Raw genomic sequence first — 15,038 nt, 5'->3', positions numbered from 1 at the left:
GTGTTTATAGGTCCTATGGGACCCATTGGACCTATAGGTCTCATTTTTTAGGGGTAGGCTTTTGAAAAAAACCGATGTTCGCAGGCTGGCCTTTGAGATTTTAACCGAGGTCGAGGATGGAGCTTTTTCCGACCAGGCTCTCGATGCCGTACTTGCCGCCAACCCTCATATGGATGATCGTGACCGGAGGCTGCTCACGGAACTGGTCTACGGCGTTCTGCGCTACCGCGGCCGCCTCGATTACGCGCTTTCCTGTTTCTGCCGGCAGCCTTTGACCCGAATCGAACCAGCCGTGGTGCAACTGCTGCGCCTCGGCGGTTACCAGCTTCTGTTGCTCGACCGGATACCTCAACGTGCGGCAGTGCACGAAACGGTGGAGCTTGCCCGCCGCCTGGGCCTGGCCAGGGTAACCGGTTTTATCAACGGCATATTGCGAGCCCTGATCCGCGGTATCGACGCCATCCCCTGGCCGGACCGCAACTCTGATCCTCGGGCTTACCTGCAGCGGGTTTTGTCCCTCCCAAATTGGCTGGCGGGGCAATGGCTCGATCAGTACGGCTGTACAGAAGCTCTGGCTCTGGCCGAAGCAATGTTGAAGCAGGCTCCCTTCACCGTGCGGGTGAATACCCAAAAAACGACCCGTGAGGCCTTTCTTGCAGCTTTGCAGGAGGCGGGCTACCGGGCTGAAGCGACCGCTTATGTTGCCGAAGGGGTCATCGTCGCTGAGGGTCCCGGCCGCCGCCTGCCCGGAGACCGGGAGGGATGGTATCAGGTGCAGGATGAAGCAAGCATGCTGATGGCCTGCCTGATCGCTCCAAAGGCTGGGGAAAGGCTGCTCGACTGTTGCGCGGCGCCTGGAGGCAAGACCACTCATCTTGCAGCTCTGGCGGATAATCGGGCCGAAATCCTCGCTTTGGATATCGATGCCGAGCGGTTGGCTTTGGTCGAGCAGGGGGCCCGACGGCTCGGTCTTTCGGGTATCGCCTGTCGAACCTGGGACGTGACCTCGCCGTCCGCTTTTCTCGTACCGGACAGTTTTGACCGGGTCCTGGTCGACGCCCCCTGCAGCGGGCTCGGCGTACTGCGTCGAAATCCCGAGAGCCGCTGGCGGCGCACGCCTGACGATCTGCGGACCAACAGCGAGCGGCAGTCGATGCTGCTGGATCGGGTTGCACCGCTGGTGCGCCTGGGAGGACGCCTGTTCTACTCCGTATGCACCCTGGCACAGGAAGAAACCACTGTTGTCGCCGAAAGGTTTTTGTCCGGCCACGGTGAATTCAGCCGGGAGGATCTGCGGGAGCAGGCACCGCAGTCATGGCAGGAACTTTTCGACGAGCAGGGCGCATTACGGACGTTTCCCCACCGGCATCACGGCATGGATGCCTTCTATGCCGTCTCCTTTCGGCGGAATTGAGTGCGACCATTTTTTTGCTGGGGCGGCGCGGGCAAATCTGGTAAAAATCAAAAAACTGGCAATTTTTTGGAAAAGAAGAAACAACAAACCCAAAAGGCTGAATGAACAGGGATATGCAGGATGGACAGGATAAAACCCCAAAGACTTTGGATTGAAGCCTTTATCCTGAATATCCTGCCCATCCCTTGTTAAATTACAGGTTTGCCTGTAGTCTTTTTGTCCTTCGATTCAATTCTTAATTAGGCAATCAGCAGGATCCCCAAAGACCTGTGCATTGGAGCAGAGTAAATGATCAAAATCGCCCCTTCCATTCTCTCCGCCGACTTTGCCTGCCTGGGCCAGGAAATCGAGGCCATTGCTGCCGGCGGCGCCGATTACGTCCATGTCGATGTCATGGATGGCCACTTCGTTCCCAATATCACCATCGGACCGTTGGTGGTCGAGGCCGCCCGGCGGGTAACGGACCTGCCTCTCGATGTCCACCTGATGATCGAAAATCCCGATCTCTACATTCCCGAATTCGCCCGGGCGGGAGCCGACATCATCACTGTTCACGGCGAGGCGGTCCATCACCTTCACCGGACCGTGCAACTGATCAAAAGTCATGGACGAAAGGCCGGAGTTTCCATTAATCCCGCCACCTCCGTATCCATCCTGGACGTGATTCTCGAGGATCTGGATCTCGTGCTGGTGATGTCGGTCAACCCCGGTTTCGGCGGGCAGACCTTCATTCCGGCCTGTCTGGCGAAGATCGAAGCCCTGAGAAAAATGATCGATCGGCGCGGTCTGTCTGTGGAGCTGGAGGTGGACGGCGGTGTGAAACTGGACAATATCCGGGCAATTGCCGCGGCGGGCGCCGATGTTTTTGTTGCCGGCAGTGCCGTTTTCGGTACTTCCGATTATCGTGCCACCATTACGGCCCTGCGGGACCGGGCTGCCGGCCATTCCGCCTGATGCTGGACCCGGTTGTCATTCAAGCCGCCCTGGCAGATCATCCCCCTCGAGTCATTGACCGAGGAGTTCTGCGTCCGGCAGCGGTGCTTGTGCCTCTCTACTGGAAAAAGGACCAGGAGGTCCTGCTCTTTACCCTGCGAACAGACCATCTGCCGGACCATGCCGGGGAAATTTCCTTTCCCGGAGGGCGCCAGGACGAAGGCGATGCCAGCCTGGAGGAAACCGCTCTGCGAGAGGCTGAGGAAGAGATGGGGATTCGACCGGCCGATGTTTGTATTCTCGGGCGGTTGGATGATTTCGTGTCGGTTTACGGCTATCATGTCACCCCCTTCGTCGGGTCCCTCCCCTGGCCCTATCCCTTTCGCGCCAATCCCAGTGAAATCGCCGAAGTGATCGAAGTTCCCCTGGAGCGCCTTTGCGATCCGGCTGTCTTTCATATGGAAAACTGGGAACACAAGGGACGCCTCCATCCGGTAGGCTTTTTCACCATCGACCATCATCAGATCTGGGGCTTAACGGCTGCCATTCTCCGGCAGTTCCTTCAACGAATCGGGGTCATCGGATTCTGATTTGTCCTGATAGAGGGAATGAAATATGAACCCCAAACATGTAGTGCAGATGCTCAGGGAACAGGTCCTGGTCGGCGACGGAGCCATGGGGACCCAGCTTTACAGCCGCGGTGTGCCTCTGGAGGTGCGTTTCGAATCCCTCAATCTGACTCGTCCGGAACTGGTTGCGGAGATCCATCGGTCTTATGTGGCGGCCGGAGCCCGTCTGCTGGAAACCAACAGCTTTGCAGCAAACGCTCCCGCCCTGGCAACGGCCGGCCTTGAAAAAAAGGTTCGAGAAGTCAATCGGGCTGCGGCTCGGCTTGCCAGGGGCGAGGCCGGGGACAAACTGCTGGTGGCCGGTTCCGTTGGGCCTTTGCTCAGGCCGCGGGGAGAGGCGGCCGAAGGAACCGTGGATCGAAGGGCCGAGCTGTTTCGCGCGCAGATGGAAGGGTTGGCGAAAGGGGGCGTGGATCTTTTCCTGCTCGAAACCTTTTCCGAACTCGAAGAGCTGTTAACGGCCCTGCAGGTGGCGAAGGAGTTAAGCCTGCCGGTCATCGCCCAGATGGCGTTTTTTGAGGACGGCCGAACCCGGCATGGAATAACGGCCGAAGAGGCCGCGCGGCGACTGGAGGACGCCGGTGCCGATGCTGTAGGCGCCAATTGCGGTTCCGGGCCCAGGGAATTGCTGCTCGTTCTGAAGCGCATGGCCGGTGTCACCCAACTGCCTCTGGCGGGGTTCGCCAATTCCGGATTCCCTCAGTTTATTAACGGCCGCTACATCTATCTGGCAACGCCTGAATATTTTGCCCATATGGGTCAAGAATTGGTCCAGGTCGGCGCGACCCTGGTCGGCGGCTGCTGTGGTACCACCCCCGGTCATATCCGACATCTGGCGGCCGCTCTGGCCAACCTGCAACCCGCTGTCCGTCAGGCAGAAGTCGCTCCCCTCCTCGCACCCCGATCTTTTCCGCCGCCGGCGGAAAGACCCAAATCCTTTCTCGACAACTGGGGGAAAAGGCCGGTGGTGACCGTCGAAATCGGTCCCCCCAAAGGGTTGGATTGCAGTAAGGTTCTGCAGGGGTCCCAGGCTTTGGCGAAAGCGGGTGCCGACGCCATCAGCCTGACCGAAAATCCCCTGGCCCGCATCCGGATGGGCAACATCGCTCTTGCGCGGCTGATCCAGGAAGGGACGGGGATCGAGGTGATTATCCATATGACCGGCCGGGACCGGAATCTGATCGGCCTGCATTCGGACCTGATGGGTGCCCACCTGCTCGGCATTCGCAATGTTCTGGCCGTGACCGGCGATCCCGTACCGATTGGAGGCGAGAGTGGCGCGACCAGCGTTTTCGATCTCAATTCAATCGGGATTCTCGAGCTGCTGCAGGCTCTCAACCGCGGAACCACTCTGCTTGGTGCTGATATCGGAGGCAGGACGGGGATTGTGGCGGGGGCAGCCTTCAATCCCAATGTCAAGGATATCGAGGGGCAGATCCGTAAACTGGAGAAGAAGATTGCCGCCGGAGCCTGTTTTGTCGAGACCCAGCCGGTTTTTTCCCCGAAGGTGATGGAGGAAATGCTGGAGCGGCTGGCCCCTCTGCAGATCCCGGTGCTGGTCGGACTGATGCCTCTGGTCAGCGAACGCAATGCCGAGTTTCTTCATAACGAGGTGCCGGGCATCCGCCTGTCCGACGACATCCGCCGCCGCATGCGCGGGACCAGCGGGATGGAGGGGATAAGGGAGGGTTTGGCCATTGCCCGGGAACTGATAGATGCCGGAGGCAGCCGGACAAAGGGTTATACCCTGATGCCCCCTTTCGGCAAGATCGAACTGGCACTGGAGTTGCTTCAGTATATTAAAGGCCGAAGGTCTTAAAGCCTTGACCCTGTATATCCTGTTCTTTCAAATAAATAGCGTTTGGACCAAGTTGATTTTTTCAAGGGCCGGCAGTGATCATCCCTGCAACAAGGCATCCAAATCGCCTCTTTGGTCCAGCGCAAACAGGTCGTCACAGCCGCCGATCAACCGGTCGTTGATGAAAATCTCGGGAACCGTGCGGCGGCCAGAGCGTTGCCGCATTTCCTCTTCCTTCTCAGGATCGTCCGTCACGTCGTACTCGATAAAATCAATGTTTCTACCCTGCAGCAATTCTTTGGCACGGCGGCAGTAGGGACAGTAATTTTTGGTGTATATTTCGATTCTACTCATGAAGGCTCCATCAGCGGCAAAGGAGAAAGTTGATGTGGAAAACGGCTAGTGCAAGAGTATACCTCATTTTGCTTGGCGTCGTTTTTCTGGCCTCCTGCAGTATGGCCGGCCTGCAAACCGGGGAAAAGTTTCTATCGGCCCGAGACGATTTCAACCAACGTCTTCGCTGGCAGGATTACCAGGGCGCGGCGCGGCATCTGGCGGTAGAGCAGCGAACTCTTTTTCTGGAAAAGTACTCCGGAGGTGAAGATCTGCGGTTCGTTGCCGTGGAACCGGCATCGGCGGATCTGAGCGAAGAGAACCGGCGGGCGGAGACGGTAACCGTGCTCCAGTACTACCGCCTGCCTTCCGCGGTGGTGAAAACCTTTCAGCTGAAGCAGGAGTGGTTGTTCGAAAACAATTCCTGGAAAGTCGTCAGCCCCTTTCCTGAACTGCCGTGAAGAATGACTGCCGGGACAGGGTCGTCCGGGAAGTGAAACTGCTTGTAAATGAAGCAGAAAAATCCAATTTTTCAATGAAAACAGGGTTGCATTTTCCCTCGAAATGTTGTAATAATCCGTCCCCGGAGCCATTAAACCCTTTCAGCCGTATCTGTCAACGTGAGTTGAGCGCGGCAAGGAGGGTTTTTTACTGAACACCAGGGCCACTCCTGGCCGAATCATAAAAAAACTAGGAGGAAAGACAATGGAGTACCAGGGATTCAAGATCAGCACCAGAGTAGCAGGTATGGAAGGGTTCGAAGCCTCTATCGTTGACGCCGAAGGTCGGCCTTGCGGCAAAGTTTATTCCCGTGACAGCGAAGATGGCGCCATCGCTGCCGCCCGCCAGTTCATCGACGAAAAGCTGGGCTGAACCAAAACTTCCAGGCACCTGAGGTGCCCCCCCTTTGCAGGAATAAAAGCAAAGCCGGGTTTAAAACCCGCCTTCCGGAAAGTCCCCCGGTAAGGCGGGTTTTTTATTGGCGCAGGCATGGTGCATAGAACCTTGACCGGCCTTATTTTTTCCCCTTCTCACCCTTAAAAAGCCCTTTCTTGAAGGAAAAAAAGTTTGACATTATAACGCCCTCCGTGGCATTTTCATGTCTCTTAGACATTATAATGTCGTTATGTCTTGGCCTGCCCCCATTCCGCGCCTATTTCGTCCTCCGCCACCCTACGGACCCAACGAAACCCGCATGATTTGGTCGCAACCGGCCAGAAAATGTTATCAGGTGTTTTTGGTGCACTAGAAAGGAGGAGGCGGAAGATGACATATTTCACTTGCATCGGGTCTGTGCTGTTCGTTCTGCTGACCATGTTTTTCACCCCCGCGGCTGCCCAGGATGAGCATCAGAAAAAGGATGTCGTCACGTTGCCAGAGATTGAAGTCGAAGGCAAATTCAAGGAAGAAGAGTTTGTGGGGCCTCTTTTTACGGACACCAGCACCAAGACAAAAATCACGGACAAGGGGATCAACACCCTCGGACCCACATACAAGATGTCCGTGCCAAAGGCCATCAATCTGATCCCATCCGTGCACCAGCAGAGCGTGGACCCTCTAGGCCTGGGGGATATGAGCAATTATCACGAATCGTTCCGGTTCAGGGGTATTGAGCCGACGGGGGGAGGCAACCCCTCCACCCCAATTAACGTGGAAAACCTTCCGGTGTCGGGAAGGCCTGGAGGAGGTGCCAATATCTACGATTTGGAAAATTTCAGCAGCATATCCATTTATAAGGGCGGCCTTCCAGGGGACCAGGGATTCGGTCTCACGAATATCGGTGGGAAAATCGATATGGAAGTCAAGCGGCCAACAGACAGCTTCGGCTTCAATCTCAAGCAGGCCTTGGGCAGTCATGATGCCGGAAGGACTTATCTGCGGCTCGATTCAGGGGTTCTGCCATCCCGAACGGCCGGATTCCTGTCCTATTCCCATACTGCCGCAGACAAGTGGAAGGGAGAGGGAGATTCCGAACGGAACAATGCAATGCTGGGCTTAACCCAAAAACTCGGCGATAGACTCAAAATTGAGGCCTTCTCCATTTATAACGAAGTAGAGGCAAATCCGTATAGAGTGCTGAATTTTGGACAGGCTTCGTCGCTTGGCGAAAACTACAATTTCGATTTTTCCAAAAATCCATCTGATTATTTTTATTACGGATACAATAAAAATAAATTCGAGGATTACAATTTGTTTGGCAGTATTGAATATTCTTTCTCAGAAGATGCATCAGTCATATTAAAACCTTTTTATTGGAAGGATGAAGGTTATTACCAGGAAACGATAACCATGAGAAATGGTCAAAATCGGATTCGCAGATGGGATATCGATCATGATCTGTATGGTTTCCAGGCAGGATATTCTATGATGATCGACGCCTTCTCGTTTGATATCGGCTATTTTTACCTTGAACAGGAAAGACCCGGGCCGCCCACTTCCTGGAAATTATATCAGGTGTCAAACGACACGCTGATTTTCGACAGATGGCAACTTCTCTCCAATTCATCACGACATCGTCAGAATATGCCTTATGTTTCCGGCAAATATTTTTTCGGACCATTTCAATTCCAGGCCGGCCTTAAATACCTTGATTATTCAATGCCAAAAATAACCACATACAATACTCAAGGAATTCCGGATGTCGGTTATCAAACAGCCCTTGACATGGCCTCCTCCATTATCCCCGGCGCAAGCGCTGATTCCAAGGATTTCGAGGAGGTCCTTCCGAATGCCAGCTTGAGCTATGCCCTCACCGATTCCTTGAGCTGCTACTTTTCCTACGGCAGAAACTATGGCATGAGCGTGGCCCTTTATCCTTTTTATATTTCCCAACAAGCTGCTTTCAATAGCAGGGGGATCACCTTGCAGAATCTTTGGGACAACCAGGAATTGGAAATCGCGGACAGCTTTGATTTTGGATTCCGATATATCTCGGAAAAGCTGTATATCGTTCCCACCGTCTATTATGCCAAGCACAAAAACAAGACAGCCACCTATTACGATGCATCCCTTGATGCGACATTTCCAGCAGCCATTTTCGATGCGGAGGCCTACGGTTTTGAACTGGAGGCCGGGGTCATGCCTATTAGGAACCTGTCCTTGTATGGCTCTTTTTCTTACAACCGCTTCTATTTTTCGGAGGATATTAATGACCAGGCAGGCACAACTATTTCTGTTAAAGGGAACCAGGTGCCTGATGCCCCTGAATTTTTGGTAAAAGGGATCGCGAGTTACCGCATCGGAGACTTTACTTTTTCACCGGTTGTCCGATACTGGTCCAGCCGATACGGTGATATCCTTCAGGAAGAAAAAATCGACGACGCCGTAGTCTTCGACTTCGGTGTCTCCTATGATAAGAATTTCTCGAATTCCTGGGTCAAAGATCTAAACATTTCTCTATGGTTGAACAACGTTTTCGACAAAGAGTACATCAGTATCATCAATACTTCTGACTACACTACGCTAGGATCCACGTATCAGGTAGGGGCACCTTTCACGATATATGCAACGTTATCTCTGGCTTTCTGACGAGAGGTGACAACCTTTCCTGATTTCCGGTCTTATGGTGTTGAACTCCAATCGATATCGTTGATAATCTGTGTTGTCCTGAACAACATAGCCCCGCTTCAGCGAAAGCGGGGCTATGAATTATTCGGATCTCTAATTTGTAGACCGATTTAACTGAAATCGCCTTCGGGGTTGTTGTGTTTGTTGGTAAGTGCGTAAGATTTGCACAAAACGCATTGCCATTTGTATTGGCCCCAGTGGAGGTGGCAGAACCAGGCACCGCACTCGGAGCATTTTTTGGCATTCAGACTTTCGGGATCGAGTTCTATGCCGCAAGTCGCGCATTTTTTTGTTGCCATTGCAATTTCCTTTCAAGATTGACAGTATGATTGAGCTTCTGAGTATGCCGGTGTCATAAGCAGGTTGCTGGCGATCTATATACCCCTTTCTCTTCTCGACCTGCCATGGTCCGGTTTCTTTCTGCGGCTTCCACTGTTTTATTCTCCGGTTAAGGGCCTGAAGCCGAAATCTATGAATATGGCTGCGGCTTCACGACTTTTCAGGAATGCCATCAAGGCTTCCAGGGCCTCAGGATGTTTCGTTCCGCGGATGCCGGCCATGGAAAAGACGACAGGTGAATGACTGTCCGCAGGGGCCAGGGTGACGACTCTGCCGTTCGAGAGCAGTTTGGTTTCCGAACTGAAAACGAGACCGGCATCGACATTGCCGGAATCCACGTAGACCGTTATCTGACGCACGCACTTGGTAAATACCACTTTCGATTGAAGATCCTTCCAGAGGCCGAGGTGGGTGAGGGCCTCCTGAGCGTACCTGCCGACCGGCACGAATTCCGGCTGGCCGATGGCCAGAGTTTCAGCTTTCCCTGCCAGATCGGAAAACCCCTGAATTTGATTCGCTTTTTCCCGTGACACAATCAGAGCAAGATCGTTGCCGACCAGAGCACAGGAATGCATTTCATCGGTTGAGCCGGCGTCGATCAGGGCTTGAAGATGCTGTCGGCCGGGAGCGAGAAAAAGATCGACGGGAGCACCCTGCTCGATCTGTTTGACCAAAACACCAGAGGCGGCAAAATTGAACTCGATCCTGACGTCTGGTTGCTTCTCCGCATAGGTCTTTTGCAGGGTTTGCAGAACGTCCTTCAGGCCGACACCGGCAGAGACCCTGAGCGTGAGGGGTTCGGCCGCGGCTTGAGAAGTGGTTGTTCTTCCGGACAGACAAAAGGCCAAAAGAAGAAAGATGACGGATGTCGGAACGGGGAGACGCATGGTCTATTCTCCAGAGTCAGGTTTTTGAGACGATTTTTTCCACAGCCATCAGCAGTGTGTCGATGTCGGCTTGTGAGTTGAACAGCCCCGGACTGACGCGAATGGTACCAGAGGGCAGTGTGCCGATAGTGCGATGGGCGTCGGCAGCGCAATGCAGTCCTGTTCGGACGCAAATTCCATATTTCTCGTCGAGCAGATAGCCGATTTCTGCCGGATCCCGGCCTTCGACGTTAAAGGATACGGCTCCTCCATGCTGTTCTGCAGCACCTGGGCCATAGATGCGGATGCCGGGCAAGGCTTGCAACCCTCTAATCAATTGTTCGAGAAGGCCGGTCTTGTGCTGATGGATTCTGTCCAGCCCCTGTTGGCGGACATGGTTGATGCCGGCGAGCAGGCCGGCAAGGCCGGGGGTGTTAAGAGTGCCGCTTTCCAGGCGCTCCGGGAGTTCTTCCGGCATGGAGGTCGAGAGAGAATTCCCGCCGGTTCCGCCGTAGATCAAAGGGGCTGGCTGCAAACCGTCGGCGAGGTAGAGCAGGCCGGTGCCCGGCGGACCGAACAGGCTTTTGTGCCCGGGTGCGGCCAGCAGGTCAATGCCCATGTCCTGGACGTCGATGGGGAGCAGTCCGGCACTCTGGGCAGCGTCGATCATGAACAGGATGCCTTCCCGCCGGCACCATCGGCCGATGTCCGGCACCGGCTGGATGGTGCCGGTGACATTGGAGCAATGGGAGAGCACCACCAGTTTCGTTTTGTGCCCTGAGGCAGACGCTGCGTCACGAATGGTGGACGGTGAAACCAGGCCGGTAGGGTCCGCCGGGACCCGCACCACCTCAACCCCGCGGGTTGCCAGCAGGTGCAGGGGGCGGCAGACGGCATTGTGTTCCATGGTGGTTGTGATCACCCGGTCCCCCGGCTGCAACAGGCCGAACAGGGCCAGATTGATGGCCTCGGTTGCATTGGCGGTGAAAACCACGCGCGCAGAGTCGGAAATATGGAAAAGTTCGGCCACGCTCTCCCGCGTCTCAAAAATGATCCTGCTGGCTTCCATGGCCAGACGATAGCTGCCGCGCCCGGGGTTGACTCCGCACCGGCGCAGGGTCTGATCAACGGCCTGGTAGACGCTTTCAGGTTTGGGAAAGGTCGTGGCTGCATTGTCGAGATAGATGGGCATAAGGGGCTCTTTGCTCTATTCGGCAGAGGGGAGGGGCAGTGAAAAAAAACCTTCTTTTCGTTTACAGTAAAGGCGGGGCGGCAAAAGATTTTTTTTCGCCAGCTCGCGAAAAACTGCCACCTTGTCAGAGTCGGCGAAACGCAGAGCCATGGAGCAGCCTTCGGCAACTTCCCTTGGGGCAGGGACAAGGCGGCAGGGCAATCCGGCTTCGCGCAGGCTCTTTTCGGCCTTCATCACCCGTGTTGGGGAATTGAACAGAGCTATCAGTTCATTTTCGGAGATCATACCTCAGCATGACCTCAGTCGGCGAAGGGGCAGACGCGGTCCAGCTCGAGCAGTGCAGCGACCCCTGAAACTGTATTGCCGAAGAAGACCAAAGGTTTTCCCGCTTCCTGGAAACGCTGTAACAAGCCGTTGATCGATCCGTTGACGACCGAGGAGCCGGTGGCGAGGCCCACATCGCACCATTCGAGCAGGCGGTCGAGATCTTTTTCACCGTCCCAGATGGTGACGTCGAACTTTTTCTGCCCGATGTTGTCCTCGTTCAGGTCCAATACGCGGATCTTGGCGCTGCCGAAACCGGCCGTCATGGCGTCCAGTATGGCCGGCTGCAGGCCGATGATTCCGTATTTGCGAACGCCGAACTTTTCATAAAGAAGCTGGGTCAGCTCTTCGCCGCAGCGGGTCGGGTCTTCGTTGCGGCAGTGGATGGTTCCTTCAGCCTCGCCGAGACTGCGAAGAACGGCATTGAGCCCGGCAGTAAAAATGGCTCTTTTGCCGATATCGTCCAGTTCCATCTCGAGGAGTTCGCCGAGGCTGCCTTTCCAGTTTCCGGGATGATCGGTGAAGGCCTGACCCCGGGATTCACCGAAGGTGGCTTCTATGACCCGCTCCTTGCCCTTCTTGATGACGAAGTTCTCGTCCGCCCGGACCCCGATCGCTTCATCGGGAGTAAGGCAGCGTACCTCCAGAGGCAGTTCGGGCACCAGAGCGGCTTCCCTGCAGAGGGCGGCCAGGCGAATTTGAGATTGGTGCAGAATGTCCATTTTGTTCTCCTTTTTCCAGTTTGAGCAAACATCCTAGGCTTCTGGAAACTGCAGTTCAAGATAAAAACGGGTCAATATTTTCTTTCAAATACGGAAGCTATTCTCAGCCTGGTTGATCGATTTTACGCTTAAGCGGTCGCCTTGACGTTCGATGATATTGAGGCATCCATAGGACTGAGGAAGCTCGAGGAGTTCATCGAGGGGGCGGTCGAGCAGATGGCAGAGGATCGCTCGATTGACTCCGGCATGAGCGATAACCAGGAGATTTCCTTCCGTGTTGTTGATGAGCTCGAGAAAAGCAGGTACCACGCGAGCCTGGAGTTCGTGAAAACTTTCTCCTCCCGGAGTGCGAAATCTTGCCAGATCCCGCCCTCGGTTCTCGAATTGATCCGGGAACCGACGGCGGATGCTGGCCATAGGCTGACCCTCCCATTCCCCGAGGTTGATCTCCCGCAGAGACGGCAGCTTCCGGATTCCCTTCCCCTGGGGTCCGGCGATGATCCTGGCCGTCTCCAGGCATCGGCGCAGATCGCTGCTGTAGATGCGGTCGAAAGGGATGTGGGCAAGACGCTTTTTCAGTGCTCTGGCCTGGTCCCTGCCCAGGGCATTGAGGGGCAGGTCAGTGTGGCCGATGTAGCGTTTTACTTCATCCTGGCGGGTGTCGCCGTGGCGGATCAGGTAGCAGGTGCACCCGGGTTCACTGCCGCCGGACAGGGTTTCCGCCTGTTCAGGCTTGTTGGATGTTTTCGTTTTCACTTTCAGTCAAAACCTTCTCCAGAGAGCTGCCTAAAAAAGACTCCAGCTTCCCTTTGATTTTCAGTGCCGCCTGCAGGCGGGATTCTATCTTATCCAGAATTTCGGACTGACCGGCGTAGCGCTTCTTTTTTTCCTCGAATCGATTTTTGAGATCGAGACGGTGATGTCCGCCAATCAGTTTATCAGCCAGGTAAAGGATTTCGGCGGCTGAAGGTTTCGGGTCGTCCGAGACGCTCAGATCCATATGTTGACCGACGACGCTACCGACTTCCGGAAATCCCAGCTGACGCAGAGCTTTTTCCCCCGCTACGGCATGATGTGGTTGCGAGCGGACGCAGTCGTGAAGAAGCCCTGCGGCAAGAATCAGCTCCCGATCGATGCTCAGCCCCTTCCTGTTCAATTCATCTACCATCCGGACAGCGATTCGGGCAACCTGCCGGCAATGCTCAACAGTATGGCGCGGCAGGTCGAACTGGTGGGCCAGCAGGTGTTCGCATTCCTTCTCCGTGGGGATCCCCTGCCGGTTCCACCGATGACAGAGCAATTCATAGTCCTCCGGCGTATCCATATCCAGCAGCACGTATTCATCGGAAATCTCCAGTTCCAGGGTGTCTTCGAAAAAATTGCGAAGCAGTTTTTTCAGCCCGCCTTCACCATCGGCACCGAGGATAATGTCGCGATAGCGGATGCTGATCAGCGGCGGGTGTCCGTAGATTCCGTTGAATACCGGTTGGATGATACCTTGCCGACCTGTATGCCAGGCTCGCAGCAGGGTTTTTACCGTCGAAGGGCGCACCAGAGGAATATCCACCGGCAGAAGAAAAAATGCCGAGATCCCTTCCGGCAGGGTGCGAACGGCAGCCTGGATGGAAGTAAACATCCCCTCCCGGTACCGAGGATTGTCCACTCGCGGTACTTGCAGAGAATGCAAGAGGTCTTGGAGCCGATCCCCCTCGTGACCGGTTACCACCCGCAGATCGCGAATCCCCGACCTGCGGAACAGGGCAACACCGTGCTCAAGAACGGTTGATTCCCCCAATGGCAGCAGCGGCTTGAATTCCCCCATGCGCCTCGACTGACCGGCCGCCAGGATGATAGCGGCAAAGGAATCAGCCATTTTTCACCTGATTGCGGGCTCGGGCCAGGATCAGTTCGCCAACGATACTGACGGCAATCTCCTCGGGAGTTTCCGCCTCGATCGCCATCCCTATCGGAGCATAGACCTTGTCCAAGGCTCCCTGGGGAACCCCTTCGTCAAGCAGGTTTCGATAGATCTTGTCCCGTTTGCCGCGACTGCCGATCATGCCGATGTAGCCGGCTCCGGTGTGCAGGGCCTGGTGCAGCAGGGTCTGATCGTGACGGTGTCCGCGGCTGATGATGACCAGATAGCTGCTGGCGTCGATGTCCAGATGGTTCATGCAGCCTTCGTAGGAGCCGACCACATGAATGGTGCTGGCAGTGGGAAAACGCTTGCGGTTGGCGAATTCCTCCCGATCGTCGAGGACCACGGTGTTGAAGCCGACCATGTGGGCCAGGGCGGCGGTCGGTTGGCAGACGTGACCGGCGCCGAACAGAAACAGGGTAGCCGGCACAAAGCTGGGCTCTACATAAAAATCCCCCTGCGGCAGTTTGATCAGCAGCGGAAAGTTTTTGCCCTTGGCTTCGGTCCAGATGCGCTCGACTGTTTCGGCATCGAGTTGACCGGGTCCCATCACGATTGTGGAGTCTTCAATCAGGCAGCGCAGGCCTTCCCGGGTCTGGCTATCTTTCTGCAGAGGAGTCACCAGCAGCACCCGGCGTCCGTCCTCCAGGGCCTGCTGCCAGGCCTGAAACAGGGCCCGGTTACTGTCGTTTGCAGCGATATGCTCAAGCAGCACCTCCACTTCGCCGCCGCAAATCATGTCCATGGTATCGGCGTTGGCGCCGGTCATGTCGAAGACGTAGGTCTGCGCATGGCGATTGGCGTAGACCTGGGGTGCGGTCTGCTGGGCGCGGGCCTCGACCAGTCCGCCGCCGATGGTGCCGGAAATTTCACCGTTGGCACGAATGATCATCTTGGTGCCGGCGGTGCGCGGAGCCGAACCGCTGCTGCTGACGATGGTGGCGACGACAATGTCTTCTCCCGAATCGAGGAGCTGGCAGAGGTTTTTTATAAGGTTTCGCAA

General features: G+C 55.5%; 15 protein-coding genes. 7 read left to right on the top strand and 8 right to left on the bottom strand.

Annotated features, from left to right (window positions below; translation table 11 throughout):
* The first annotated feature begins 61 nt into the window (after positions 1-61).
* From rsmB to R2940_13860, 4 genes are all read left to right on the top strand, one after another.
* Positions 62-1,414: a 16S rRNA (cytosine(967)-C(5))-methyltransferase RsmB gene (gene rsmB / locus R2940_13875; protein ID MEZ4600871.1), complete on the top strand. Its 1,353-nt coding sequence runs from the start codon at positions 62-64 to the stop codon at positions 1,412-1,414.
* Positions 1,415-1,702: 288 nt separating this feature from the next.
* Positions 1,703-2,368, top strand: coding sequence for a ribulose-phosphate 3-epimerase (rpe, locus tag R2940_13870; protein ID MEZ4600870.1), 666 nt, complete (start codon positions 1,703-1,705; stop codon positions 2,366-2,368).
* Complete coding sequence (locus R2940_13865) at positions 2,368-2,937, top strand: CoA pyrophosphatase (protein ID MEZ4600869.1); 570 nt, start codon at positions 2,368-2,370, stop codon at positions 2,935-2,937. Before rpe ends, R2940_13865 begins: the two co-directional genes overlap by 1 nt.
* Before the next feature lie 25 nt (positions 2,938-2,962).
* Positions 2,963-4,795 carry a bifunctional homocysteine S-methyltransferase/methylenetetrahydrofolate reductase gene (locus tag R2940_13860; protein ID MEZ4600868.1) on the top strand — a complete coding sequence of 611 codons (1,833 nt, stop codon included), beginning with the start codon at positions 2,963-2,965 and terminating at the stop codon, positions 4,793-4,795.
* A 78-nt stretch (positions 4,796-4,873) separates the two neighbouring features.
* Here the strand turns inward: R2940_13860 and grxC are convergent, their stop codons facing one another.
* Complete coding sequence (gene grxC, locus R2940_13855) at positions 4,874-5,128, bottom strand: glutaredoxin 3 (GenBank protein ID MEZ4600867.1); 255 nt, start codon at positions 5,126-5,128, stop codon at positions 4,874-4,876.
* A 32-nt stretch (positions 5,129-5,160) separates the two neighbouring features.
* On the opposite strand from grxC, the gene R2940_13850 reads away from it, so the two are divergent.
* From R2940_13850 to R2940_13840, 3 genes are all read left to right on the top strand, one after another.
* Positions 5,161-5,568: a hypothetical protein gene (locus R2940_13850; GenBank protein ID MEZ4600866.1), complete on the top strand. Its 408-nt coding sequence runs from the start codon at positions 5,161-5,163 to the stop codon at positions 5,566-5,568.
* 244 nt (positions 5,569-5,812) lie between these two features.
* Positions 5,813-5,980 carry a hypothetical protein gene (locus R2940_13845; protein ID MEZ4600865.1) on the top strand — a complete coding sequence of 56 codons (168 nt, stop codon included), beginning with the start codon at positions 5,813-5,815 and terminating at the stop codon, positions 5,978-5,980.
* A 393-nt stretch (positions 5,981-6,373) separates the two neighbouring features.
* The gene (locus R2940_13840; GenBank protein MEZ4600864.1) at positions 6,374-8,635 is read left to right on the top strand and encodes a TonB-dependent receptor; all 2,262 of its coding nucleotides are present in this window, start codon (positions 6,374-6,376) and stop codon (positions 8,633-8,635) included.
* Between the two features lie 476 nt (positions 8,636-9,111).
* Here the strand turns inward: R2940_13840 and modA are convergent, their stop codons facing one another.
* The 7 genes from modA to R2940_13805 all read right to left on the bottom strand — a co-directional run bounded on the left by modA (position 9,112) and on the right by R2940_13805 (position 15,038).
* The gene (gene modA, locus R2940_13835) at positions 9,112-9,900 is read right to left on the bottom strand and encodes a molybdate ABC transporter substrate-binding protein (protein MEZ4600863.1); all 789 of its coding nucleotides are present in this window, start codon (positions 9,898-9,900) and stop codon (positions 9,112-9,114) included.
* A gap of 16 nt (positions 9,901-9,916) precedes the next feature.
* Entirely contained in the window at positions 9,917-11,071 is a 1,155-nt protein-coding gene (locus R2940_13830; GenBank protein MEZ4600862.1) for an aminotransferase class V-fold PLP-dependent enzyme, read from the bottom strand.
* A gap of 15 nt (positions 11,072-11,086) precedes the next feature.
* Positions 11,087-11,356, bottom strand: a complete 270-nt coding sequence (locus tag R2940_13825; GenBank protein ID MEZ4600861.1) for a DUF3343 domain-containing protein — start codon at positions 11,354-11,356, stop codon at positions 11,087-11,089.
* Between the two features lie 14 nt (positions 11,357-11,370).
* On the bottom strand, positions 11,371-12,117 hold the full coding sequence (locus R2940_13820; protein MEZ4600860.1) for a DUF364 domain-containing protein: 747 nt from the start codon (positions 12,115-12,117) through the stop codon (positions 11,371-11,373).
* An 84-nt stretch (positions 12,118-12,201) separates the two neighbouring features.
* Positions 12,202-12,873 (bottom strand): alpha-ribazole phosphatase, encoded by a 672-nt coding sequence (cobC, locus tag R2940_13815; GenBank protein ID MEZ4600859.1) that lies wholly within the window; start codon positions 12,871-12,873, stop codon positions 12,202-12,204.
* A complete protein-coding gene (locus tag R2940_13810; GenBank protein ID MEZ4600858.1) occupies positions 12,845-13,990 on the bottom strand; it encodes an NTP transferase domain-containing protein in 1,146 nt (381 codons plus the stop codon). The genes cobC and R2940_13810 overlap by 29 nt, the downstream gene beginning before the upstream one ends.
* Positions 13,983-15,038, bottom strand: coding sequence for an XdhC family protein (locus R2940_13805; GenBank protein MEZ4600857.1), 1,056 nt, complete (start codon positions 15,036-15,038; stop codon positions 13,983-13,985). Before R2940_13805 ends, R2940_13810 begins: the two co-directional genes overlap by 8 nt.

The sequence above is a fragment of the Syntrophotaleaceae bacterium genome (assembly GCA_041390365.1).
Lineage (GTDB): Bacteria > Desulfobacterota > Desulfuromonadia > Desulfuromonadales > Syntrophotaleaceae > JAWKQB01.
This window is presented reverse-complemented; position numbering and strand designations above follow the sequence as displayed.

What these genes read in the sequence shown, in the direction of transcription:
- R2940_13820 (MEZ4600860.1), bottom strand. Translation starts at nt 12,117, where the DNA reads ATGGACATTCTGCACCAATCTCAAATTCGCCTGGCCGCCCTCTGCAGG.
- rpe (MEZ4600870.1), top strand. Translation starts at nt 1,703, where the DNA reads ATGATCAAAATCGCCCCTTCCATTCTCTCCGCCGACTTTGCCTGCCTG.
- grxC (MEZ4600867.1), bottom strand. Translation starts at nt 5,128, where the DNA reads ATGAGTAGAATCGAAATATACACCAAAAATTACTGTCCCTACTGCCGC.
- modA (MEZ4600863.1), bottom strand. Translation starts at nt 9,900, where the DNA reads ATGCGTCTCCCCGTTCCGACATCCGTCATCTTTCTTCTTTTGGCCTTT.
- R2940_13830 (MEZ4600862.1), bottom strand. Translation starts at nt 11,071, where the DNA reads ATGCCCATCTATCTCGACAATGCAGCCACGACCTTTCCCAAACCTGAA.
- R2940_13840 (MEZ4600864.1), top strand. Translation starts at nt 6,374, where the DNA reads ATGACATATTTCACTTGCATCGGGTCTGTGCTGTTCGTTCTGCTGACC.
- R2940_13810 (MEZ4600858.1), bottom strand. Translation starts at nt 13,990, where the DNA reads ATGGCTGATTCCTTTGCCGCTATCATCCTGGCGGCCGGTCAGTCGAGG.
- R2940_13825 (MEZ4600861.1), bottom strand. Translation starts at nt 11,356, where the DNA reads ATGATCTCCGAAAATGAACTGATAGCTCTGTTCAATTCCCCAACACGG.
- R2940_13860 (MEZ4600868.1), top strand. Translation starts at nt 2,963, where the DNA reads ATGAACCCCAAACATGTAGTGCAGATGCTCAGGGAACAGGTCCTGGTC.
- R2940_13850 (MEZ4600866.1), top strand. Translation starts at nt 5,161, where the DNA reads ATGTGGAAAACGGCTAGTGCAAGAGTATACCTCATTTTGCTTGGCGTC.
- R2940_13865 (MEZ4600869.1), top strand. Translation starts at nt 2,368, where the DNA reads ATGCTGGACCCGGTTGTCATTCAAGCCGCCCTGGCAGATCATCCCCCT.
- R2940_13845 (MEZ4600865.1), top strand. Translation starts at nt 5,813, where the DNA reads ATGGAGTACCAGGGATTCAAGATCAGCACCAGAGTAGCAGGTATGGAA.